At 36.3% G+C, this 24415-nt stretch carries 19 protein-coding genes; 10 read left to right on the top strand and 9 right to left on the bottom strand.

Annotation, left to right across the window (positions count from 1 at the left end):
* The first annotated feature begins 603 nt into the window (after positions 1 to 603).
* Positions 604 to 1392, top strand: coding sequence for a hypothetical protein (locus tag IQ247_RS01970; RefSeq protein WP_193916507.1), 789 nt, complete (start codon positions 604 to 606; stop codon positions 1390 to 1392).
* 75 nt (positions 1393 to 1467) lie between these two features.
* Here IQ247_RS01970 and IQ247_RS01965 read toward each other — a convergent pair whose 3' ends face one another.
* On the bottom strand, positions 1468 to 2970 hold the full coding sequence (locus IQ247_RS01965) for a hypothetical protein (protein WP_193916505.1): 1503 nt from the start codon (positions 2968 to 2970) through the stop codon (positions 1468 to 1470).
* A gap of 544 nt (positions 2971 to 3514) precedes the next feature.
* Between IQ247_RS01965 and IQ247_RS01960 the strand changes: the two genes are divergently transcribed.
* Positions 3515 to 5131, top strand: coding sequence for an iron uptake porin (locus IQ247_RS01960; RefSeq protein ID WP_193916617.1), 1617 nt, complete (start codon positions 3515 to 3517; stop codon positions 5129 to 5131).
* Between the two features lie 133 nt (positions 5132 to 5264).
* On the opposite strand, the gene IQ247_RS01955 is transcribed toward IQ247_RS01960, so the two are convergent.
* Complete coding sequence (locus IQ247_RS01955; RefSeq protein ID WP_193916503.1) at positions 5265 to 5681, bottom strand: VOC family protein; 417 nt, start codon at positions 5679 to 5681, stop codon at positions 5265 to 5267.
* Positions 5682 to 6238: 557 nt separating this feature from the next.
* Between IQ247_RS01955 and IQ247_RS01950 the strand changes: the two genes are divergently transcribed.
* Positions 6239 to 6544 (top strand): hypothetical protein, encoded by a 306-nt coding sequence (locus IQ247_RS01950; RefSeq protein WP_193916501.1) that lies wholly within the window; start codon positions 6239 to 6241, stop codon positions 6542 to 6544.
* A gap of 174 nt (positions 6545 to 6718) precedes the next feature.
* Here IQ247_RS01950 and IQ247_RS01945 read toward each other — a convergent pair whose 3' ends face one another.
* Complete coding sequence (locus tag IQ247_RS01945; RefSeq protein WP_193916499.1) at positions 6719 to 7936, bottom strand: glycosyltransferase family 4 protein; 1218 nt, start codon at positions 7934 to 7936, stop codon at positions 6719 to 6721.
* A 265-nt stretch (positions 7937 to 8201) separates the two neighbouring features.
* On the opposite strand from IQ247_RS01945, the gene IQ247_RS01940 reads away from it, so the two are divergent.
* The 6 genes from IQ247_RS01940 to IQ247_RS01915 all read left to right on the top strand — a co-directional run bounded on the left by IQ247_RS01940 (position 8202) and on the right by IQ247_RS01915 (position 17615).
* Entirely contained in the window at positions 8202 to 9257 is a 1056-nt protein-coding gene (locus IQ247_RS01940; protein WP_193916497.1) for a polysaccharide pyruvyl transferase family protein, read from the top strand.
* 136 nt (positions 9258 to 9393) lie between these two features.
* A complete protein-coding gene (locus tag IQ247_RS01935; protein ID WP_193916495.1) occupies positions 9394 to 10341 on the top strand; it encodes a glycosyltransferase family 2 protein in 948 nt (315 codons plus the stop codon).
* A gap of 227 nt (positions 10342 to 10568) precedes the next feature.
* Entirely contained in the window at positions 10569 to 11408 is an 840-nt protein-coding gene (locus tag IQ247_RS01930; protein ID WP_193916493.1) for a transcription factor RcaD, read from the top strand.
* A gap of 42 nt (positions 11409 to 11450) precedes the next feature.
* On the top strand, positions 11451 to 13550 hold the full coding sequence (locus IQ247_RS01925; RefSeq protein WP_193916491.1) for an ATP-binding protein: 2100 nt from the start codon (positions 11451 to 11453) through the stop codon (positions 13548 to 13550).
* A 209-nt stretch (positions 13551 to 13759) separates the two neighbouring features.
* A complete protein-coding gene (locus IQ247_RS01920) occupies positions 13760 to 16405 on the top strand; it encodes a DNA translocase FtsK (RefSeq protein ID WP_193916489.1) in 2646 nt (881 codons plus the stop codon).
* A 412-nt stretch (positions 16406 to 16817) separates the two neighbouring features.
* Entirely contained in the window at positions 16818 to 17615 is a 798-nt protein-coding gene (locus tag IQ247_RS01915; protein ID WP_193916487.1) for a hypothetical protein, read from the top strand.
* 154 nt (positions 17616 to 17769) lie between these two features.
* On the opposite strand, the gene IQ247_RS01910 is transcribed toward IQ247_RS01915, so the two are convergent.
* The 6 genes from IQ247_RS01910 to IQ247_RS01885 all read right to left on the bottom strand — a co-directional run bounded on the left by IQ247_RS01910 (position 17770) and on the right by IQ247_RS01885 (position 24065).
* Positions 17770 to 18132 carry a hypothetical protein gene (locus IQ247_RS01910; protein WP_193916485.1) on the bottom strand — a complete coding sequence of 121 codons (363 nt, stop codon included), beginning with the start codon at positions 18130 to 18132 and terminating at the stop codon, positions 17770 to 17772.
* A gap of 705 nt (positions 18133 to 18837) precedes the next feature.
* The gene (locus tag IQ247_RS01905; protein ID WP_193916483.1) at positions 18838 to 19209 is read right to left on the bottom strand and encodes a DUF7980 family protein; all 372 of its coding nucleotides are present in this window, start codon (positions 19207 to 19209) and stop codon (positions 18838 to 18840) included.
* 13 nt (positions 19210 to 19222) lie between these two features.
* Entirely contained in the window at positions 19223 to 19660 is a 438-nt protein-coding gene (locus tag IQ247_RS01900; protein ID WP_193916481.1) for an arsenate-mycothiol transferase ArsC, read from the bottom strand.
* A 151-nt stretch (positions 19661 to 19811) separates the two neighbouring features.
* On the bottom strand, positions 19812 to 20738 hold the full coding sequence (locus IQ247_RS01895) for a tetratricopeptide repeat protein (RefSeq protein ID WP_193916479.1): 927 nt from the start codon (positions 20736 to 20738) through the stop codon (positions 19812 to 19814).
* Positions 20739 to 20919: 181 nt separating this feature from the next.
* The gene (locus IQ247_RS01890; RefSeq protein WP_193916477.1) at positions 20920 to 22563 is read right to left on the bottom strand and encodes an acetolactate synthase large subunit; all 1644 of its coding nucleotides are present in this window, start codon (positions 22561 to 22563) and stop codon (positions 20920 to 20922) included.
* Between the two features lie 134 nt (positions 22564 to 22697).
* Positions 22698 to 24065 carry an NAD-dependent succinate-semialdehyde dehydrogenase gene (locus IQ247_RS01885; protein ID WP_193916475.1) on the bottom strand — a complete coding sequence of 456 codons (1368 nt, stop codon included), beginning with the start codon at positions 24063 to 24065 and terminating at the stop codon, positions 22698 to 22700.
* Positions 24066 to 24248: 183 nt separating this feature from the next.
* Here IQ247_RS01885 and IQ247_RS01880 point away from each other — a divergent pair, with 183 nt between their 5' ends.
* On the top strand, positions 24249 to 24410 hold the full coding sequence (locus tag IQ247_RS01880; RefSeq protein ID WP_193916631.1) for a hypothetical protein: 162 nt from the start codon (positions 24249 to 24251) through the stop codon (positions 24408 to 24410).
* Positions 24411 to 24415 lie beyond the last annotated feature (5 nt).

The raw sequence follows: 24415 nt of genomic DNA, 5'->3' as shown, positions 1-24415 counted from the left end.
CATAATTAATTTCCACCAGATGTCTATTATAAATACAAGAGTCGGAGGCTCTATATTCTGGTGGAACTAGTGTTTGGAGGCTACTCTTAGCAATTATTGCAACTGGTGCAAGATGTGAATTCAGAAAAACTTTCAATTTCAAATTAAAATATACAATACTTCATGAAATTATTTTTGATTAAAAATATGACTTTTTATTCCATAAGTTAAGTAGTCATGCAAAATTAATTAGACATTCCGAAGAATTGAGAACCTTGCGATGAACCGCACCCTCCGGGAGAAGCTGCGCGTTTACGCAGTATAGCGAAGCTAACGCTTCGGACAATACACAATTAATTTTGCGTAGGTACTTATTTCTAATAAAACAATTATTTATAGGCAAAACTATATATATATGTCAGTACATTAACTTACATAAAAATCAGTATTTCTAAGTGAATATACATATTTTTTCCTATTAAGGCATAAATCATTTCCGAAAAAAACATATCCCGATTATGGAAGACTTTATATAATACTTTTTAGTTGTAAAAGGCTTTACTATAATCTGTAAACCTACTTATAACGTCGAAAAGCAAAAATATTTATCCCAGGAAAAGAATTATGTCTAATAACGCTTACACTACTGGTGAAAATCTTTTAGAATTGCAAGAAAATATTACAGCACATTTGACTCAAGGATATGACTTGATTGATGTTGCATACGGTGATGGTACTTGGGTTGGAGTTTATCAAGATATACCTAATAATAGTGGTTATATTGCCGCAGCTAGTATTGATCAACTAACACAAACAGTTCAAGAACAATGGACACAAGGAGGATATCGCTTAGTTGATGTTGAATACGGTGATGGTATTTGGTTTGGAACTTTTCAAGAAGATTTTGGTGCTAATACTTATAGCAAATCAACTAGTCTTACCGAACTTACAGAAGATATTTCAGAACTATGGAATAAAGGATATGACTTAGTTGATGTTGAATACGGTGATGGTATTTGGTTTGGAGTTTTCCGAGATGTTCCTGGTACTGGTGATTATGTTACCGCAACCACTATTAGTGAATTTCAAGAAAAAATTCAACAACAATGGAATCAAGGATATGACTTAGTTGATGTCGAATATGGTGATGGTATCTGGTTTGGAGTTTTTCAAAAGGATTCTACTATTACCAGTGGTTATAACACCACAAGCAGTTTTGATGAACTTACACAAGGTATTAATCAAAGATGGGGTGAAGGATATGAATTAGTCGATGTTGAATACGGTGATGGTATCTGGTTTGGAACTGTTGAAAAAACCGTCGAAATTGATACGTCTAGCTTCGACGACTTTTTCAATGTATTTACAGAAGGTCAATTATCATTGGATGTGTCAAGAGCTGCAATAATTTAGATATTATGGTTTGACAACTGCGTTTAGGAAAACCTTAGCGATTGGAGCATTTGAGGATGCATAAACTTACTTGAATTAAATTTTCGTTAAAAGCTTTTTAATATAAGTTAATGAATCTTGAGAAATTTTAGATTGTGTATTGAGCCAGTTATCAGCTTGGTTTGTACTTTTTTGAGATGCGATAATTAAAGCTTTCCAAGCTTGTACTTCCGAACGATTAGGATTTACTTGTAATGCTGCATCAATACGATTTTCTAATCTTCCTGTATCGACTTTGAGTAAATTTTTGATTTCTACGGTGTTTTGCGGTGATGCTTCAAATACTTTTAAAGCTTCTCCCCATCTGCCATCAATTAAGTAAGCTAATACTTGTTGGGAAGGACTTGCCCAACTGGTATCGGCTAATTTTTTGGTAAGCTGAGAATGCAAGCGAATTAAATCGATTTGTGCTTGTGCTGCTGATGATATCTTGCCTTTTTGCTGTTTTTGGATAAATTGCAACCATTGCTCAGCTGGTGTCCACAGTCCACTCTGAGCGATTAATAATGCATCTTTGTATGCTCCATCGTTCAAACCTGGGGGTTTGAGAGTGATTTCAGATAGTTTAATCGGGTTAATGACGTATTCGCTTGGTTGAACTTGATAAACTCGCAGACGTGGTTCTAAACCCACTGTTTGACGTACTACTAATTCCTTCTCTTCATCACCAGTTACCTGCTCCCATTCAGGTAAATCTCCGGTGGGACTTGTCCAGGATATCATTTGTTGGAGACTGCGGCGATCGCGATTGTAATGAAGGATGTAACCGTAAGCTGTCTGGTTGGTACCCCAAGAGCGATCGCCACGTAAATAATACCAAATTCCCTGTAGTGGTGCATCTTTGTCAAAGCGTCCAATTTCACTTATGGGTAGAGGAATGCTCGAACCTGGATTTTTTTCGACATTTGCATCTATCAAAGGTGCGATGACTTCATCTTCTTCTGGTCCGGTAACGGAAAATTGGCTAGTTAAATGATAGTATTTTTTAGTGGGGGAACGCCATTCAAAATCTGTTGCTAAATGATAAGTCCGCAGTTCAATTATATTTTGACAATCAGAATGACAGTTATTGCGTTTGCGAAAAACGGGTAATAAAAAAGATTCATCAGTATCGCTTTCTAAAGCAATAATTTCTCCAGTTATACGTTTTTGTTTTTGAATTTCGCTTTGAATTTGCTTTATTGTATGCGGACGTTGTTCTGGAGTGGAACCAACTTTTACCCATCCAGGAACAAAATCATTTAACCAACTTACTTGTTGCGGATTAAATATAAATAAAATACTAATCCAACCCAAAGCTATAACTAAACCCCCACTTGCCAATAAAATTGCGATCGCTAACATTGATGTCGCCATTTTTTTGTGTTTTTCGATTTTCTGACGACGACTTGAATAGGAACGAATTCCTGTAGAAGCGACAGTTTTATCCTGAATATTTTTTTGAGATTTTTTAATTTTTTTACGGAGTTTGCGAACTTTAGTATTAGGCTGTTTACCAGTTTTTTTATCATAATTTGATGATGGTGAGGTTTTTGTCATACTAATCTTGACTCGCTTTTGGATGGGGATTGGGAATTTTGAATTGACTCCACATTTTGTTCAATTTAAAATTGTTAGGTGGGTAAGTTTGATAGTTATTTTTCTTAGTGCGTTAGGAGATTACTCGTTTTCCGCACTCAAGATTACTGAAAAAAAACCGCAGAGACGCAGCGAAAAGTGTGGTCTTGGGGGTTTCCCCCATGAACAACTTTTCAAGACAGAGAACGCAGAGGAAAGAGGTTTCATAGAGAATGGGATAGGGGTAATCAAAAGGTTTTCAAATTAATTAAATATTTTGCAAAGCTTTTGATTTACCGTAACAGTAGTAGCTTTTTCTTTTATACACTTGCTTCAGAAATATTGCCCAAAAGTTTTCAAATCTATTTTTATAAAAATTCCGTATAATCACTCATGCCATTAATATAAAAAATTGAATAAGCTCAACCGTTGTATATAAACAGAGTTTTGAAAGTTGAACAACAGTAAAATTTCGCTGATTATCTGTTTTTTAGCTGCGGGAATTACCGGATTTCCAGATAAAGCAATGTCTGAAGAACAGGTTTCTGTAGATTTATCTATACCTACAGAAGGAGTAATGGAAACACAACAGTTCAAGATTTCTCAACCATTTGTGCCATCTGGGGATGAAAATCCCATGGGACAAGTTAATTCGGTGTCGCAATTTTCCGATGTACAGCCTACAGATTGGGCGTTCCAATCTTTACAATCATTAGTGGAACGTTATGGATGTATAGCAGGTTATCCAAATGGAACTTATCGAGGAAACCGGGCTTTAACTCGTTATGAATTTGCTGCGGGTTTAAATGCTTGTTTGGAAAGAGTCAATGAATTAATTGCGACAGCAACAAGTAACATCGTTACGAGTGAAGATTTAGCAACTTTACAAAGATTACAACAAGAATTTGGTGCAGAATTAGCGACATTAAGAGGACGAGTTGATGCATTAGAATCTCGTACTGCTGAGATTGAAGCCAATCAATTTTCCACAACCACCAAACTCAGTGGAATTGCAATTATCGGTATTCAAGGACGTGGTGCAAATCGCGGTGATATTGCTCCTAGAGATGGCGTAAAGGATACTAATGACCCAAGTACTAATACTAATATAATTAACTTTAATCAGCTATATTTGACCAGTCAATTTACACCACGTAGTTTTTTAGTAACAGGACTTTTGGCTGCGAATGGTTCCACAAGCCCTAAATTAAGTAATGATTTTATACTTGGTTATGAAGCTCCTCCAGGAAACGATTGGACTTTAAGCGACCTACATTATCACCAACTTTTGAGTAAAAAATTGGCAATGATGGTAGGAACCAAAGGTGTTGATATGATACGTGCATTTCGAGGTCCCAACCGTGCCGAAGATGCAGCCAACGGACCTTTATCATGGTTTGCTCAAAGAAACCCAATTTTGAATTTGGATTTTGAAAATGGTGGAATTGCTTTTGATTGGCAAGTTGCTAAAAGTGCCAGTGTACAAGCAATTTATAGTGCTAAAGATATCGCAAATCCCGGACAACGTGGAGGTTTATTTGATGGAAACACCACTGCTGCGGCACAATTATTATTAACACCTGCGAAGACGTTAGATGTAAGTTTATATTATGTTAATAATTATTCGCCGAATGGTTTTTTATCAACTTTTGCTGGTGATAGCTGTTTAACTGCTTTAAATTGCTTTGCGGGAACTTCCAGTCCTTTGCAAACAAATGCCGTTGGTGCTACCGTCAATTGGGAAGTTACGCGAGGAATTACATTAGGTGGTTGGGCTGGTTATACTAATTCTCAGATACCTGGAGAATCGGGAGATGTCGAGACTACAAACTACATGGTTTATCTCAACTTTCCCGACTTATTTGGTAAGGGTAATTTAGGTGGAATTTATGTCGGACAACCACCAAAAATTGTTAGTAGTAACTTATCTGGAGGTAATAATGTACCAAACCTTTTAAATGGAGGAAATGGAAGCGAAGGTGGACAACCGGGTACAACCACTCATATTGAAGCTTTTTATCGTTGGCGATTGAACGATAATATGAGTCTAACTCCAGGAATTATTCACATTATAGAACCCGGTCATACACAAGATAGCGACTCAGTTACTATTGGTATTTTACGGACTAGTTTTACTTTTTAGGGAGTAGGGAACAGGGAACGAAGGGAACAGGGAGTAGTCAACAATAATTAATCACTGGGACGTGATATAGCTGGCTAGCATACTCTCCCAGTTTAGCTTTGTTAACTATCCTTAATTAGAAAGGGCAGCGATATCATAGAATATTTTCTACTGTTAATCCTATTTCCTGTCCATAGGATAGTTCAAGTGTGTGACCATCTGGATCTTGCAAAAAAGCCCAATACCCGATTGGATATCCAGAATCTTTTGGTTCCTCAAGCAGAACACCTTCCTCTTGTGCCTTTTCACAAAGAGTATTCATGTGTTCGCGACTTTTACAACCAACTCCAAGATGTGCTATCGGAGATAGAATACTATGCACTGAATCTGTTTGAATAAGAACGATCGCAAAAGGACGAGTACCGTCAGAAAGCCAGGCAACAATTACACCCGTTTCTGCATCAATGCGACGATGAATAACCTGCATTTCAGCATAAGTTGAGTAGAAATTGATACTTTTGTCAATATTCGTGACGGGTAGTGCTATATGAGTAAATCCAATATCAATCATTACAGCTTGTATCTCCGATAATATGAAGATTTTGCGGTCAAATGTTATTATTCAAAGTTTTGAGTTGCAGATAACTCTATTGTATTTGAAGGTTTCTGAAACGGGCAGTTTGCGACTAAAATTGTTACCTAAACTAGACTACCTAAACCAATACATTACAAAAAATTCATATAGTTGATGATTAAGTTAGTCAAATATACTCCATAGCATTGATAATCTCACAACAATTAAATTAATAGTTTATTCCCGTATTTTCTCTATTGAAATAATAACTTGTTTAATAGTAAATTTTGGGTAGTTGCGTTAAAGGCATATTTTATAAACATCATTTTTTTTCAAGTGTATCTATGAATAGCGTATATCGACTGAAGAGGAATTCTCATTTAATTAATTTTTGCAAAACAGCGCAGTAAACATTTTTAAAATCAAAATTCATCTTGTCTTGTATCTAGTTTTTTTTATCAAAAAATAGTATTTAATGATGGCTTGATTTGGAATATTTTTTTGATATTAAAACAAGATTTTTACTTACATTTTAGAAACAATTAGAGATTAAAATGCCTCAAAATCTTTCTTGTCTGCTTGGGTTACTTTTAGCAGTTGGTTCTGCTTTGGTTGCAATTCCATCTCAAGCGCAAACAGCAGCTAATTCAAACAAGGACATTACAAAATCTTCTCAATCTGCCATTGCAAATGATGCAGTTAAAACATCAAATTTAAGCGATTCTAGTAGTTTAAATCAAGATAAGGCTACTAATATTTCCCAATCGCAACCTGAAGACTCTTCTACTACCAATATTCAGAAACCTGAACGTACAAGGATTCCTGTTTATAGTAGAATTGGGTTTGGATTGAGTCAGTAATCAAATCTTGTTTATTAACAAACAATTTATGTAGAGACGAGCTTATTGCTACGTCTCTTTGTGTTTTTGTATTTTAAAAGATGTTTATATGTTTTAAAGATACTATTTCACCGACTTCTCTATACAAATTTAAATATCTGGAGACGTAGCATTGCTACGTCTCTACATTATTAATTACTTTCCAACACAAACTTGTTCATAACGTTTCCCTGCGCTTTCCCAGGTAAACTCTGTTTCAACTAATTTTCTCGCATTATTAGATAATTCTGCTCGTAATTGCGGATTTTCAAACAGCTTACTAATAGCGTTGACATATTCTTGCGGTTTATTGGCACGCAAAGCCCGTAACTCAACATTGCCAACGTCTACAGCCAATCCTTCCAAACCGCGATCGCTACCGACGACGGGTATACCAGCAGCCATTGCTTCTAAGGTTTTGTTTTTGATTCCGAATCCAGTCCGCATCGACACTACACAGACGGTGGATTTGTGCAGGTATTCTGCCATTGAAGGGACTTTTCCCGTGACGTTGACTCCGGGGTTATCTTTGAGGGCTAACACCTCTGCAACGGGACGAGAACCTACAATATCAAAAGTTGTATCGGGGTAAAGTTTCTGGATTTCCGGTAATACTTCGTTACAGAAAAAGCATACGGCATCAATATTTGCTAAATTGTCCATTGCACCGATAAAAATTAAACGGTGTCCTCCTGGATCTGCTTTCCGATAAGGAAACATCACCAAATCTACACCGTTAGGAATTACCGTAATTTCACTGTTAGAATTAAATTCCCGCAGTTGAATTTTATCTTCTTCAGTTGTCGCTACAATTGCCGAAAATTTACCGCAGTAGTTTTTTTCGTAACGACGCAGCAATGGTAAATTAATTTTATCTCGCAAAGAATTTTCAGATATACGATTTTGCAATTGATTGAGACAAGTCCCGTATACTGAACTGTGAACGTTGACTATAGTACGTACCTTGTGATGAAAATGGGGACGCACGTAGATTTCATTAACACTGTGTTCGCTAGTCACAACATCACACTTACCCGATTCCACATAAGCATCAATCCAATTTTGCATATCCACAGAGTAGCGATTTAAGACGGAAGGGGGAATACCTTCACTGACGAATTTAGTTAGACGCTGAATTTTTTTCAGTATTCCTCCGGTGGTACCAGAGTCATGGGGACGATTAAAAAGGACTAGTTCATCCACACAATCCCGCAATCCGGCTATTTCTGTTTCAGTAACATCAGGTTCGGATTGAGTCGCCAAAATTACACAGTGATTCCGTTGTAAATACTTAAGTAAATTAAAAGTTCTAACTTGAGTACCACCGCGAGTAGGTGGATAAGGAAATGTAGAAGATAACATTAAGATATTCATGGCGATTACCAATAATTAAAGTTGAAATAATTGGAGGAAGTTTAATTTTGGATTTAAAAATATCCGGAAAAATCAGTTAATTATGAATAAATACAGCGAACAATAATTAATTATTGCTAATTCAAATACTATCATATACCTTCAAAATGATTAATGCCAAATATTTAGAATTATAACTATAATTAAGGAATATTTATAACCATAAAAAAAACGACTATATGTTTGTTGTACATCAAATGTTAATCAATTAGTTTAGGATAAATAAATGAATATTTTATTGATGGGTTATTACGGATTTCATAATGTTGGCGATGATTTATTTTTACGCCAATTAATTGATTATTTTGCCAAAAAGCAAGAAGTTAATCAGATATTTGTATTTTGCCAAGAAGATTATTACGAACGCACTACAGATAAAGTTAGTTTTTTTGCAGCTAATAAACTATCTAAACTGAAAAGACTTTCTGTAATTTTACAAAGTGATTGTTTAATGTGGGGTGGTGGAACTTTAAATATAAAAGATAAACCAACTAATTTATTAAGGTTACAGTCATTAGTCAAATGGACTGGAAAAAAGTTTTGCTTTCTTGGTGTTGGTTTAGAAACCATGAATTCGGATGAAAAAGATAGGAAAAGCAAGATTTTTAAAAATGCCGATTTACTCTATTTAAGAGATAAACAATCTTACGAAGTAGCTTTGCAGAAACTTAAGCCGGTTAAAGCTTGTTGTTTGGGTGGTGATTTGGCATTTTTGGATTTAAATTATTATCAACCTTATATAAAAGAAAATAAATCCAGCGAAATCAAAAATATTTCCTTCTCTGGAAAATTTTGGTGGGGTGAAGGAAGAGGTGAATTTTACGGACAACAGTTGATGCAGTTTGTGAAAAAGTATAATTCAGTAATCCATTTATTACCAGCCCATGTGGGAGAAGAAAGGAACGATAATAAATTTCATCATTTACTTAAAAAATACTTACCTTCAGATAACTATAAACTGCATAATTGGGAGAAACCAGCAGAATTTGTCGAGATTTTAAGTCAAATGGATTTTCATTTCGGCAACCGTTTACACTCGATAATATTAGCGGATATTCTTGGTGTACCTAGTGTTGGGATTAGCGGTGCTAATACAAAAATTCAACATTATATTGATAAATCAGAAGTGCTTCCAGAATTAAGATTGTTAGATTTTATGGAACCGATAGAAGTAGGTACTATTGAAAAAATATTTAGAGAATATGAAAAGCCTACTGAATTTATTTTAAATGAGTCTAAGACAGCGAAAATAGGGGTGGAGTTAGTTTTTCAGAAAGGATAAAGGTTAAAGGTCAAAGGTCAAAGGTGAAAGGTATAATAACTCCTAACTCCGGTGGTACTAACTCATAACTCCCGTAGAGACGTAGCATTGCTACGTCTCTACAATTCATAACTCCTAACTCCTAACTCCTTTTATTATGTCTAAAGTTAGTATTTGTATTCCGACATTTAACCGTATTGATTTACTACCTTTCGCGATTGAAAGTGTACTTCAACAAACTTATCAAAATTTTGAACTGATTGTTTGTGACGATGGTTCTAGTGATGGAACTGCGGATTTAATGTCAAAGTATCAAGATAATCGGATTAAATATATCCGACATCACCAGAATATTGGGAAAAGTAATAATATGCGTTCTGGTTTTGATGCAGCGACGGGGGATTATTTTATTAAGTTTGACGATGATGATAGATTAACCCCGGATTTTATCGCGGAAACTTCTAGCATACTTGAGCAAGATTCTACAATAGATTTTGTTGGTACTGACCATTGGATAATTGATATTAATAATGTACGAGATGAAGCTAAAACTGAGGAAAATTCTCGTCGTTGGGGAAGGAAAGATTTAATTGAAGGTGTGGTAGAGAATTTATTAGAAGTTGTATTTGTGAATCAAAGTTTTCAAATTGGTGCAACTTTATTTCGTCGTCAAAGTGTAGTTGAAGTCGGGTTTATGCAGCCAAATTGGCAAAATTGTGAGGATAATGATTTATTTGTACGGTTAGCTTTGGCTGGGAAAAAAGGTTATTATCTACCAAAATTGTTAATGGAATATCGAGTTCATGCACAACAGCAAGGAATTAATCGCGCAATTCCTTATTTAAGAGATAAACAGCAGTATTTACAAAGCTATCAATTTGATTCGGAAAAGTTAGAAAAAGTTAGATTACAGCGTTTACAAGAAACACAATTATTGTTAGGTTTGCGGTTAATTGAAACTGGTGAAACCGCAAAAGGAAGAGAATTGGTTAAGAAAGGAAAGTCTTTTTCTACTGCTAAAGCATGGACTGGGTTGGGATTATCTTTGTTACCTGTAAGTGTTAGGGGTAAAGCATTTGATGTTTTGCGGAAAGTGAAAGGGTGAGTGTAGAGACGTTGCAGTGCAACGTCTCAAAATCTAAATTCATACCCGTATTTAGCAATATCAGAAATATTTAGATATAAAAGGTGGATTCGAGTCGTCCATCTTTACTATTTTTAATAACTAATTTTGCCGTAAGCGAGTACATCTCATTAAAATAAAAAAAGGAAACAAATTTATACCCTTTGCTGTCAGGTAGTGCTGACTGATATACAGGCAAGATTACCCGTATGGATACGAACGAATTAAAGTTTTTACTTAAGTTATTAGGGTGCGAAAACTACCGCACGACCTTGAGCGGCAAGGTTTTCACGTCATTTAAAGGTAAAAACACAATTTGCCAAAATTTGGGCGATCGCGATATCATCGATTACTCTCGCGAGATTGCATCTGTCAAAATTTTACCTCCCGGTCAAGCTTTATTGAAACTTGATGCAGCAGAAATTCCGATTGAGGATAAAGAACTTAAGATATTAGAGAATGTCGGTAAAGCTTCAGGTAAAGTAGCACCGAGTAAAATAAAATCTTCGTTGAAAGCTGCTGAAAAAGAAGAGATTTTAAAAAGTCTGAGCAGTCGCGGATTGATTGAAACTGAAATCAAAATTAAAAAGACGAAAGCTGAGGTATGGCTAACTGAGCGAGGAATTGAATTTTTACGAGATGATTACAACCCTAAGAAAGGGGCTAATCCTACCCTCAGTTTGGATTTATTAAATAATTACCTGCGTTTTTTACGGAAAACTCTACAGATGAAGTCGGAACAACCAGGTATTACTACGGAGTCTACTGTAGAGATTACTAATATTACTGACGAAGATATTTTACAAATCATTCAGAAATTAGATAAGGAAATAGGTACTAGAAATTATTTACCTATTTTCTACTTGCGGGAAAAATTACAACCCCCATTGTCGCGGGATGAGTTAGATAAAGCACTTTATCGCTTGCAAGCTGACGACAAAATTGAATTAAGTACTTTGCAAGAAGCTAACGCTTTTACTCCCGAACAAATTGATGCTGGTATCGTACAAAATATCGGTGGTCCGTTGTTCTTTATCTCATTTGAATAGCTATCTTTTATTTCGATTCGCTACTCACACCATAGTTTAATCATGACATCTATCGATAAGATTATTCAGCGTGAGGTCAATCCTTTTGGTCTCATAAATCCCAAACCAGGTAACTTTTGGGAAGAAAAACAAGATTCAAGTAACAGCGTTGATTCAATTCATCAAGAGGTAATAACTGAAGTTGAAGGATTTCTCGATTTAGTTATTAAAGATAATCGTAGCCGTACATTGTTACTTTTTGGTGACTCCGGTTCTGGTAAAAGTTATTTATTAGGTCGGCTCAAGCGTACTCTTAATTCTAAAGCCTTTTTTGCTTATATCGGTCCTTGGGCTAATAGCGATTATATCTGGAGACACGTTTTACGTTCTACCGTTGATAGCTTAATTCAAACTCCGGAAGGACAGCAAGAGTCGCAGTTGATGTTGTGGCTGAAAAACTTATCAGCCTTTACGAAAAGTAATAATAGTTGGTTGTTTTTGCAGAGCGATCGCCGTAAATTTATTCAACATCTCAAAAGGACTTATAACATAGCTGGACTCTACAATCCCGACTTTTTTTTTGGTGTACTGTACGATTTAACAATCCCAGAATTATATCCCATCGCTTGCGAGTGGTTGCGGGGAGATGACTTAAGCGAAGAGTCAATGCAGGCTTTAAAAGTTAGCAGATGCATTGATTCAGAAGACGCGGCTAAAAATATTTTGGCAAATCTTAGTAGAATTTCAACTCAAACTCAACCGATTGTTTTATGTTTTGACAATTTAGATAATATTCCTCGTAACCCCGATGGTTCTCAGGATTTTCAATCTTTATTCAATGTCAACACAACTATTCATAATAGCTATCTGAAAAACTTTTTAGTTATTATTAGCATTATTACTAATACATGGAAAAGAAATTCCGACCAGATTAATAATTCAGCAGACAAAGCTCGAATTGATAAAGCTTTAAAATTAAAAAATATTAATTTAGAGCAAGTAGAAGCACTTTGGGCTTACCAGCTAAAACCGTTACATCAACAAGCAGATTCACAGCCGAAATCAGCTATTTTCCCATTAACTCGGCAATTTTTAACCGAAAGTTTTCTCGGTGGTAAAACACTACCAAGAAATGCACTAACTATAGCAAAAAACGAGTATTACAGATATAAACTATCGCTGATAGATAGTACTGCAATACCGCGACAAGAAGAAAGCGCTAAAAACGTTAAAATTGGCATTAAAATTCCAGGGCAAGATAAACCTCCGTTAGTTATCACGACGACACAAGCAGCGAAAGACAAGCCAACAATTGCAGCGGAATTTGAATTAATATGGCAAAAAGAATATAATAAAATTCAGGAGAAAATCTCTAAAATTACTCTATTATCAGCACCTGATTTAATTGGTAATCTCAAAGAAGCCTTAGAAGCATTACAAGTACAAGGAATTAAACAAAAGCTTATTAGTGGTAAATATGCCGGTTATTCGTTGAGCTATTTACAGCCTGGTAAACGCGAAAGGGTAGGAATAGTTTGGACGGAAGATTCTAATATGACCAGTTTCTTTAATATTATGAATGCTTCTCTTAAAGCAATTCAAAATCAGCTTTGTGACAAACTATATCTGATTAGAATTAGTAATGTTGGAAATGGAAAGCTCAAAGGTTATCAACTGTATCAGCAGATATTCACAGGTACTCAAAATATCCATATTAAGCCCAAGTTATCTTCTGTTCATGTATTAGCTACGTATCATAGTTTGGTCAATGCTGCTTTAGCTCATGAGTTAGTCATTGGTGGTAAAACAATTAATTTGCCAGAACTACAATCATTGGTTCGTGAATCTCAATTTTTAGATAAATGTACTTTACTACAGAGTTTAGAAATTATTGCAAAAGTAAATCCTACAGAAGAAAAAGAAGAAGGTAGAAATCAAACTATAAGAGATTGGAGACCTGTCAATAATTTCTTATTTAATCTTGTCAAAACTGAAAAATGTATGGCAGTTTATACTTTAATTTCAAATTGTACAACTGAGTTTTCTGATGTGAGTGAAAGTGATGTAAAATTACTAATTCAATCTTTATGTGAAGAGAAAAAAGTTAAAATTATTAACACCGAAAAAAAATTACAAGACCAATTGATTTTGTTGAATGTTTAGGGGGTATGTAGGGAATGGAATTTGATAATTTGGCGGGTTTAATATCTGGCGGTTGAAACCGCTGCTACACAAACGAAACCCGCCTGCGCGGGTTATAAATAAATAGTCCACGCAGGTGGACTTTGCCTATGTAGAAGCGGTTTCAACCGCCGTTTATTTCAATTTGCCATTTACTCTTAAAAATCATATTTAATAAATATATTATCTCAATGCACTACCTAACAGATGAAACACAAATAAAAACCCAAATTAATCAATTTCGTTCGTCTAAAATATTATGGCTAGATACAGAAATTGCTAACTGTCGAACTGCAAATCCTAAACTCTCTTTAATTCAGGTATTAGCTAACCCTAAAGATTCAACGGGTGAATCGGCTTATATTCTCGATGTGTTGGATAAACCAGATTTAGCCACATATTTTATTGACCAAATTATGGTTAATCCCCAGATTGAAAAAGTATTTCACAATGCCAGTTTTGATTTAAGATATTTAGGAGAAAAGTTAGCCTCTAATATTACCTGTACGTTGAAAATCGCTCGTAAGATTACTCAAAAAGTTTTAGAAACATCTAATTTAAAACTCAAAACTCTTGCAACAGAATTGTGCAACTTTACTAATGTAGATGCTGATGGAGGAGCTAGCGACTGGGGAAAACGTCCTCTGACACAAAAACAGTTACATTATGCGGCTATGGATACGGTTTATCTAGCTGCCGTGCATCGCAGTTTATTAGAATTTAATTCAGAAGGTGAAAATAATATTTTTAATATGACAGCTAATACAAATAAATTTACTAAAAAAACCGATAGTTCATCTTTAACCGTCACTAAAGTTCGAGTTGCATTTGAATGTCCGCGTCTGTTTTATCTCGGCGATAAATTCGGCGGTAAAACGCTATTTATTCCCCGCGATACTGTAACTGGAATCGGTAAAATTTTCCATTATTTAGCAGATGAATTTATTAATTTAGCACTTGTTGAACCAAAATTTCAGCAATTATTTAAACCAGAATCATCGCAGTTACAAATAGAAGCAGTTGCTCAAGAAATGCAGCAGATTTTTTTTCAAGTTAAGTTTTCACCTTACCTGGAAAAAATTGTTGTAAAAGATGGTAGTAAAGCTCAACCAATGTTGCAAGTTTGGCAAGGTTTGCGAGGTATAATTCAACGCTTTGCTGAAATTCTGCTCGTAAATAGACGCTATTGCAGTGCAGAAAGCCTGATTCGTAATACTTTTATTTCACAAGAACGTCAATTAGAACATTATTTTGATTTACCCAATGGAAGCCAACAACAAGTTCGGGGAGAATTGGACTGTTTGGTATACAATTGGGAACGCAAACGTTTGTGTGTAATTGAGTTTAAAACCTATCAACCTGTAGATCCATCAGCGCAATTAGCCCAAGTTTCTTTATATAGTTATATGTTGCAACAAAAGCAGCAAGTTCCTGTAGATTCGGCGGTTTACTGCGTTTTACCGGAGTTCAAAGAATATTATTATGACTGGGAACAGTTGAAAGATACGATACATCAGTTGATTCCCCACAAATTACAACAAATGCAGGAATGGTTAACTTCGGAACCACCTCTGGAGGTACCACCACCGACAACTCAGCCTTATTTATGCGAAATTTGTCCGCAACAGCAGAAATGTCAAAGTTATTTTGGTGATGGGGTAGATTCTGATCAAGTTTCTGTAAAGAAAGATGACAACTCCTCTGTAACAGCAGAAGATTACGGATTAAAAAACCGCAGAGACGCAGAGGGCGCGGAGGAAGGAAATCAAGAGGTATTGGTTGATGCTGATGGAATTGGTGAAGAGTTGGTGACAACTTTACAATCCTTTGCAATTAATGTAGATTTGATTGGGACTGTTGTTGCTCCTAGTTTTATTCGAGTGAAACTAAAGCCGCAATTAGGTGTAAAAGTTAATGCTATTCAGAAGCTATACGCAGATTTACAGGTACAAATGGGATTGGAAAATCCGCCGCTAATTGAACCACAGGCTGGATATATCAGCGTTGATTTACCCAATCCCAATCGACAAGCTGCTATTTTTGATCATTATATAAAGTCAGATAAATTACCTAATTCTGTATCAGTAAAAATTGCTATCGGGGTGAATTTAGAAGGAGAATTAGTAGAAGCGGATTTATCAGATCCTAATACCTGCCACTTTTTAGTCGGTGGTACAACTGGAAGCGGTAAAAGCGAATTTTTGCGATCGCAACTTCTCAGTTTACTAGTTCGTTATTCACCGCAACATCTGCAAATCGCTTTGGTAGATCCCAAACGAGTTACTTTTCCCGAATTCGAGAAAATGCCGTGGCTATATTCGCCTATCGTTAAAGATAGCGATACTGCGATCGCGTTGATGGAAGATTTGGTAAATGAGATGGAATCGCGTTATCAGCGTTTTGAAACTGCTGGATGTAACGATTTAACTGCTTACAATCAAGCGAACCAGAAGCCTTTACCCCGCATTGTCTGTATTTTTGATGAATATGCCGATTTTATGGCTGAAAAGGAATCTCGTACAGCCTTAGAAAAAAGTATCAAACGTTTGGGTGCAAAAGCACGCGCTGCCGGAATTCACTTAATTATTGCTACTCAACGTCCCGATGCTTCAGTAGTTACACCGATAATCCGCTCGAATTTACCTGGAAGAGTTGCTTTACGTACCGCTAGCGAAGCCGATTCTAGAATTATTTTGGGTGGTAAAGAAAACGCTGCTGCTTATCTCTTAGGAAAGGGTGATTTGCTATACCAAGTAGGCTCTAAATTGCATCGGTTACAAAGTTTATTTGCGAAAAATATTAACTTATATCTTACACAGAGCCGCATAATTACTTAATTAATCAAAAATATAAATAAAAATATAACTAATCTAAAGCTGTAGTATTTTTAGTCCATTTTAATGGACTTCTACTATCAGACTGGGACTTGCAGTCCCAGGCGGGTAGAAACGAAGTCAAACAATTAGTAATTATTTTAACGATAGGTTTCTATGGTGCAAGATATGAGTTAAGTTACCTTCACATTCGTGATCAAGTCCGGGATAGTGCGTTGGCGCACTACAAATTTTTTAACCATCATACCGAGTGTGAAAGTAGTCATAATTATCTTTATATACATAATTAGTCTTTTATAACAACCGAAGGATTTCGTATAAAAGTAAAAATAATTTGATAAATTGCTGCATAAATATTTGGAACCAGACGTATCTAGATAACAGAAAGAATTAAACTTATTCGTGAGGTCTCCAAATGTTCGGTAAAGTAATTAAAACAACAGTTTTCGGTAGTATAGTAATCCTTTCTACAGCATCAGCGGCTCTCGCTCAATTTTCTATTCCCACACCTAATTTTAAAATTAATCCCGCATCAAAATTTACCTGCGCTCCTCATACAAAAACTTATGTTGTTAAGTCTTTGAGTAATGCACAAGGTCAAGGTATTCGTTGCGTAAAATTTGCTCAGGGTACTAGAACAAACCGTCTTCCTAAAATCGCTTGGTATGGTGAAGGAAATTGGAGTGGTAGTACCTATCGACACGTAGGACACGCATTTTATCAAGGTAATAGCCTAATTGGCTCTGCTTCTGATATGCATGGTAATGGAGAGTATTTCAACGGTAGCTTTGACCGTAATCTCGAAATACAGTTGTTACCTGGTTCGAGAATTCGTGTAACGGGTGCATGGAATGAAGAATGGATACCAGTACAATCCACTTCCTATAAGCCTTTATCTAGACCGAAAACTTGTGGAAATTACTTTGACGAATATCAAGTTTCTGACCTCGCAGGAAACCGTAATGGTTCTGGTTTACGTTGTGTACTGCGTGTAGGAAGCAGAAATATGACTTGGTTTGGTAACGGTAATTGGGAAGGAAATACTTACTCTCATCTCGGTACTCGTGGTAATACAGGTCACGGTGCTAGCGATATCTGCAATTCAGCTTTTGGACCAATTTGTAATACATTTGCTTACGGTTCAGTGAAATTAACTCCTGTAACAGGAGGGTTTAATGTTACGGGTGCTTGGAGCGAAAAATGGCGTAATTAATTGAAGAGACGTAGCAATAGGCTACATCTCAAATGACACAGAGAAGTCGGGTTTCTAAAAAAAACCCGACTTGTGATTTTATAAAAAACTTTTCCAAATTCCGCATAAAATTTCAACTTTAAACGTATTAAATATCTTACAAATAACCCTAATATTACCGAATAGGAAAAGATTGTTCTCTCGGTAATTGACTGTCATTTTCAATGGTGGGAGTAATCCAAGGTGCCGATGGTGGTAAATGTCTTATTGGTGTATAATCCCTATAACCAGCTTTAGGTCTAGCTGGTGGCATTTTATTTATCATCCCTTCTTCCACTGGAGGAATCCAAGGTGGTGGTGGTGGCATTGGTCTAATACCACCCTGTTCGGGATTTAACATTGCATCAATAGAATTTTGTGGTTTGATAGCTTGATATTCAATCCCTATAACCCGCTTCAACGCACTGGCTAAACCTGAAAAGTTACTTGATAAAACTGTAGATATCACAATTGTTGTACTAAGAATTTGCCTTTTCATATACATTATTACGACTTAGACTTTTGTGTAACTATATACTCAGCAAAATATTGCGATCGCAGTATTTTAGCTATTATTTGAATTCCCATTGATAGGCTGCGTTACCCGCATTTCTCACAACCAAGAAGGAAGTTGGAAGTAGTAGTGATTAGTGAGTAGTGGGAAAATCAATCCGCCACTCAACGCTTACCACTTACTTGTGAGAAATCTAGGGTTAGAGGTTATACATTAATGTGAGTACCCTGCTAGGATATGCAAAGTGCTACGACAATTGGATCTAGAAGTCGGGTTTTGATCAGAGTTGTAAGGGTGTTACAGATACTCACACTAAAAAACCCGACAACTAATAGTTATCATCGAATTCACGTTAAATTAAGCAATGTATAACTCTATGTGCGATCAATAATTTAAGCAAGGTTATTAACCTTACTTTAAAAAATCAAAAGCCGCCATCAATGGGAACCAAATACATATTATATGTCAGCAATTATACTAATTATATTGTATGGAAATATTCTTTGTCATCATTTTTTAACGAAACTTATATTGATTCGATTTATAGTTAATTAGTTATTTATTTAAGTGTTTAAAGGATAATAAATGTATTAGTTCCTTTTGAACAGAAGATTATTGATCAAAAAAACTGCCCCAGACGCAGAAACAAGAGATAATTATAGAACAAAAAATGAGTATTTTTGTATTATATCATAAATTAGGTGTTGTTGCATTTAAAAAAGAAGGAAGTTCGAGGATATTAAAATATACCAATCCTACAATCAGTAAAGTGTAGATAGTTGAAGAGAGTAATCCAATGAGTAAATCTTTTTTAAGATTCTTTGATTTTTGCTCGAAAAACATATCTAAAGCGCCGATTTGCATCATCAGGATACCTAAAATATTTGATATCCAATATCCGATAATTGTAAAAGGTAAGAATAAATTTGGAGAAATCCAACTAGCAAGATAGCCGAAAAAATAAGCAATCGGTAAATTAAAAAATAAGTCATTCCACCAAGACAAAGGTGAAAGCATATAGCCAACACCTAGGAATAAAAAACCTTTAATTTTTTTGAACATAAATTGAAAGCCGTCAATTATTAATTAATTTTTCAATTAATTTTAGTACCTTTTGTTCTAATTCTCCAAGAGCTTGTTGTGGAGAAGTTTCACCAATATCATCAATTAACCAATATTCAATATTATCCATCCACGGAAGAAAACGTTCTTGCATTAAAGGACGATGTTCCGATTCATCAACAGCGATGATTAAATCAAACTTTTGGAAATCTTCTTCCATTGCGGATTTAGGAAAGCGTTCTTCTGGTAATATAATAATTCCACGTTCCTTGAGAGCTGCAACAGCATAGTGAGACATTGCACCAATATTATTAGTACCACGTTCGAGTGCTAAACCACGGGAATCAGCTTGCCAATCTAAACCTTTTTGGGCAGCTAAATGATTGAATAAATTCTCAGCAAAACGACTGCGGTAATAATTACCTGTACACAGAAATAATACTTGTTTCATAATTTCATGATAAATTTTTAGGGGATAGGGAATAGGGAAGTATACTGCAAATTTTCAATGTTCAATATTGAGTCTTATGTCATGTCCGGTTAAATATTTGTATTGAAAAAGGATAGAATTGATTGTAGACACAAAGCCTTATCTCTACTTGCTAATCCCTACTCTGATGAATGTTTATTCTCTGTGCTTTTTGTTGATTAACTGCTGCGAGGTTGTTTTGAGCCATTTTCCATTCATCAGGATAAGCTTGTTGGGTATGAACTAGCAATGCAGTTTCGTAATGATGACTGGCTTTGTTGAGGTTTTGCATTTTATTTTCCTTAACTCTGTTACTATAAGCAGTACCCAAATTATTGTGAATCATTGCCCATTCATAGGGATAGGTTTCGCGGGTGTGGACTTTTAGTGCAGATTGGTAGCAATGAATTGCTTTTTCGATATTTTCGGCTTTTTCTCCATTAATTCTATCCCCGTAAGCATTTCCCAAATTATACTGAGTTGCAGCCCATTGTTCGGGGTATTTGTCATGAGTAAATAGGGAATGTATGCTTTCATAACCTGCGATCGCAATTTCTAGATTATGAACCCGTTTACCCAAAGGGAATTCCTGAATCAAGCTGCTGAAAATACCAATAGTTGCAGCGATGTCTTCTCCTTGTTCGGTACTTGACTGAGAAATTGCATCTATTACCCAATTTCGCAAGACTTCAGCAAATTTATCATCAAGTAGTTCGATATTTTTGTGTAGTAAAGGGTAGACAACTTCGGGACTACCTTCGGTTTCTTCGGTAACTAATAATGCTTGTACTAATAAGTCATTTTGATTTTCTGCACCAAAATCTGTTAAAGATAATTCCAAAACATCAGCTAACTGAGTTGCAGCACTGAGCAAAAATTCAGCAATATCTTCATTACCTTCTTGAGAAAAGCCTTTTGCGACTTCTATCATTGTTTGTACTAAACCAGCATCAACATATTGGGGTTCAGCATTCAAAGTTGTTGCTTCTTCTTCGCTACTGGCGTTTGTAAGTAGCTGATTTATGATTTCAAAATAAACTTGGAGACGCTTTTCATCCATCAGAGATAAAAACCCTTTTTTGACTTTTTTATTAGAAAACTATCGATGGAAGGATTTTTCAAGAGTGAATAAATACATTTGCTCGTAAATCTCAGAATATTTCAATTTTAGTAAAGACGTAGCAATGCTACGTCTCTACATTTTTCGCGTTCAAATCTGATAAATATTTATTCTCCGGTACCTACACCGCACAATTTAAATCCCCGGCTTTTTTGGTAAAGCGCATATTTTCTCGATAATCCACGGGACAATCAATTACTGTTGGGACATCTTGTGCTAAAGCTTCTTTAAGAATAGGCACAAAATCGGTAGTCGATTCAACTCGATAACCTTTTAATCCCATACTTTCGGCAAATTTAACAAAGTCGGGGTTGCCAAATTTGATAAAAGATGCTTTACCTTCACCAAATTGATTTTCCTGTTTCCACTCAATTAATCCATAACCACCATCATTAAAAATCAGCGTTACAAATGGGGTACCAACTCGTAAAGCTGTTTCTAATTCTTGACAGTTCATCATAAAACCACCGTCACCGCTGACAGCGACAACTTTACGGTTGGGATGAACTAATTTTGCGGCTAAAGCACCGGGGATTGCAATTCCCATGGCTGCAAAACCATTAGAAATAATACAGGTATTGGGACTATGACAGTGGTAGTGACGGGCAATCCACATTTTATGTGCGCCCACATCAGAGATTACAATATCTTCTGGTCCCATCACCTGTCGTAAGTCGTAAATTAACTTTTGTGGTTTAATCGGAAATTCTTCGTCTTTAGCGTAATATTCGTAATCCGCACGAATATTTTCTCTGAGTTTAATTGCGTAAGGTTGAGCTTTATCGTCTCGATTTGCTACTTTTAAAATTTCATTTAAGGAATCAGTTATATCACCTACTACTTCTACTTGAGGAATATAACTACTGTCGATTTCTGCTAATTTGCTAGCAATATGAATAATCGGAATATTACCATCGGGGTTCCATTTCTTCGGCGAAAATTCAATCAAATCGTAGCCAATTGCAATTACTAGGTCGGTATTATCAAAACCGCAAATACTAAAATCTCGTTGCTGCAATCCTACAGTCCATAAAGCTAAAGGATGAGTATAAGGAATTATTCCTTTACCCATAAAAGTATTCGCGGCCGGAATATTTAAGTCGGTAGCAAATTGAGTTACCGCATCACTAGCTTTAGCACGAATTGCTCCATTACCAACTAAAATTATTGGATTGGTAGCTTGAGAAATTGCCGCCGCCGCCGCTCTAATACTCGCAAAAGAAGCATAAGTTTTTTCTTCATTATCCTTACGTAAAGGCTTACCTTCTACTAACATTGCGGCGATATTTTCGGGTAAGTCAATATGTACTGCACCCGGTTTTTCTCTTTGCGCTCGTTTAAAGGCTTTGCGGACAATTTCCGGTGTAATACTTGGACGAACTATCTGTTTATTCCACTTAGTTACTGGAGCAAAGATTGCTACCAAGTCTAAGTATTGATGGGATTCGATATGCATTCTATCGGTTCCCACTTGTCCGGTAATTGCTACTAACGGCGCACCATCCAAATTAGCATCTGCTACCCCTGTCATGAGATTAGTGGCACCAGGTCCAAGTGTAGAAAGACACACCCCAGCCTTACCAGTCAAACGTCCGTAGACATCAGCCATAAAAGCCGCACCTTGTTCGTGACGGGTAGTAATAAATTGAATCGAAGATTTTTTCAAAGCCTCCAAAACGTGTAAATTCTCTTCACCGGGGAGTCCAAATACATATTGCACCCCTTCATTTTCCAAGCATTTAACTAGTAATTCTGCTGTATCCATTGTGATTCCCCATTTTAGATTTTAGATTTTAGATTTTGGATTTTGGATTGGACATTTTTGGATTTAAAATTATCCCCTGAATGATATATTAGGGCTTATTTTTCAATCCAAAATCCAAAATTCAAAATCCAAAATTACTTCACCCACACAGTTTTAACATTGACAAACTCGTGTATACCTTGAATGCTTAATTCTCTTCCATATCCGGAAAGTTTGGTACCACCGAAGGGTAATCGGGGGTCGGATTTGACTAAACCGTTGATAAATACGGCTCCTGCTTCGATTTCTGAGATTAATCGCTGTTGCTCTGTGGTGTCGGTTGTCCAAGCACTTGCACCCAAGCCAAAGGGTGTATCATTAGCAAGTGTTATCGCTTGATCAATATCCTGAACCCGAAATAACATCGCTACCGGACCAAAAAATTCTTCTTTGGCTGTCGCAGAATCCGGAGAAATATTGGTGAGAATTGTTGGTGGATAATAATTACCTTTCATGTTTGATAAAGGCTTTCCTCCTAGCAATATTTTGGCACCGTTATCAAGAGAATTTTGTACTTGCTGGTCTAATTCTGTGAGAATATCGGGGGTAGCTAAAGGTCCAATATCCGTATTTTCCTCCATGGGGTCGCCGATTTTCAAGGCTTGGAAGTTTTCTAACAGCAATTTTTCAAATTTGTCAGCAACTGCTTCGGCTACAATAAAGCGTTTGGCTGCTATACAAGATTGACCGTTATTCAACATTCTGGCTTTAGTTCCGGTGACGGCAGCAGTTTCTAAGTCAGCACTCGGTAACACGATAAACGGGTCACTACCTCCTAATTCTAGAACTGTTTTTTTGATATGTTTACCAGCTGCTGCTGCTAAAGATGCTCCAGCTGCTTCGCTTCCTGTTAAGGTAGCAGCTTTTACTCGGTCATCAGCAATTATATTTGCTACTTTGTCCGAACCGATTAATAAACTTTGAAAAACACCTTGGGGAAAACCGGCTCGTTGAATAATTTTTTCAATAGCTAAGGCACACTGAGGTACATTAGAAGCGTGTTTGAGCAGACCCACATTACCAGCCATCAGCGCCGGTGCCACAAAGCGGAACACCTGCCAAAACGGAAAATTCCACGGCATCACTGCTAAAATTATCCCTAGAGGTTGGTATTTAACAAAACTGTGGCTAGCATCGGTTTCTACTGAAACATCAGCGAGAAACTCAGCAGCTTTATCCGCATAATAGCGGCATACCATAGCGCACTTTTTAACTTCACCAACAGCGCTTTGATAAGGTTTACCCATTTCTAAGGTCATTATTTTAGCGAAATCTGCCTGTTCTGCTTCTAGGATATCAGCAGCCTTGTGCATCCACTCCGAGCGTTGTGCAAAACTCGTCTTGCGGTAATCTTGAAAAGCTTCATGAGCTTTGTCGATAGCATTCTTTACTTGTGTATCAGTTAAAGACTCAAAAGTCTTGAGAGTTTCCCCTGTTGCCGGATTTATCGTGGCGATCGCCATTTTTCCCACCTCCCGAAAAAATATGTTGAGGTAACTTCATAGTCTTACATTAATTTTTCAAAAGCTACCACTTTTGGGAAGAGATGGGAATTGGGAATAGGTAATTGGTGATTGGTAATTGGGGATGGGGAATGGGTGTAGAATTTTAACTGATAACTGTTAACTGTTCACTGTTAACTGATAATGTCGGATATTCAAGTAGCAATCGAGGGTGAGGATGCAGTTTCCGCAACTGAGGAACTTTTATCTATTTCGGGGATTTCGGGAAGCTATACTATAAGCCACGGTTGCAACTATTGTCGGGATTGTGGGGGGAACAATGGCGATCGCCGAACAAATGTTTAATGAAC

It is taken from the genome of Plectonema cf. radiosum LEGE 06105, from assembly GCF_015207665.1.
Classification (GTDB): Bacteria; Cyanobacteriota; Cyanobacteriia; order Cyanobacteriales; family Nostocaceae; genus Rivularia; species Rivularia radiosa_A.
This window is presented reverse-complemented; position numbering and strand designations above follow the sequence as displayed.